The following is a 987-nucleotide window of genomic DNA, read 5'->3' as shown; positions in this document are numbered from 1 at the left end:
AACTCACGATGCGCTACTAACCGGGCCTCATCGTCACCGTCTAGAATTGCGCTCATACGTGTCAATTCATCAGCGCTATACTCGCCGCACTTATCTATTAAAGCGCCGACTGAGCCAAAGCTTTTGGATTCCTTGGCGCGCGTTTTGGTCAAATGCAAACGCTGCACATGATAGATAAATTGTGGAATCTCAAGGCTTGCGGGCAGAGGCAGATGATCGGGTGGCAGGTAAGCGGCGGGATAAAACGCCATGGCACGCTCGATAAGGGGTTGCCAACGCTGCTGATAAGCTTGAACTTCTGCTAGGTTGCCTTCAAATATCGGCATGTCACGCACTTGGCGCAAAATGTAAGGCGGGAACTGCTCATTACGAAAGCTTGAGATGTCCTCTTGCAGTGTGGATAGCAGAGCCTTAGACTGTTTTTTGCCGTCCTTTGAGACAGGGTCGTCAATGTAGTCGGGAGCGACAAAGGGCGCTGAGCGTCTAGACATGGTCTTAATGGTCCGTTTGGAATGAGATATAAAGCTCTAAAAGTGGTCTGATAAATATTTATCTAATAAATAATGCTAGCACAGACGCCTAATGCTGCGTGGATTTTATCCAAATTAATCAAAGGATATAGCATCAATGATTATGCCCGGCATGACTGACATCAACAGGGCGCTCTGAGATATCGCACACTAGGGCATCAGTATGAGTGCTTGTTTGCGGATGCGATGAGCTCTCCACTTGAACGGTCACGTGATGAATACCTAAATCTAATAGCCTTTGCTCAAGCGCTACAATGAGTAGATTAGACTCTGAGATGCTCATATCACCGTCGACAACCACGTGACAAGATAGCGCATTGAGACCACTGGTAATGCTCCAAACATGCAGATCATGTACCTTTTGTACTTGCGGATGAGCTACTAGCTGCTGCTCAACATTGACCAGTGATATGTTACTAGGTGTACCCTCCATCAAGATATGCACAGAGTCGCGCAC

Annotated in this window: 2 protein-coding genes; both read right to left on the bottom strand. The window is 47.3% G+C overall.

Going from position 1 to position 987, the window contains the following annotated elements; translation table 11 throughout:
• Nucleotides 1-491 (bottom strand): hypothetical protein (locus tag ACTXGO_RS16460; RefSeq protein WP_443575037.1); only part of this gene is annotated, 491 nt, incomplete at its 3' end.
• A 133-nt stretch (nucleotides 492-624) separates the two neighbouring features.
• A partial coding sequence (locus ACTXGO_RS16455) for a cation transporter dimerization domain-containing protein (RefSeq protein ID WP_443575036.1) occupies nucleotides 625-987 on the bottom strand: 363 nt, incomplete at its 5' end.

This window comes from Psychrobacter sp. T6-1 (assembly GCF_052258445.1).
This window is presented reverse-complemented; position numbering and strand designations above follow the sequence as displayed.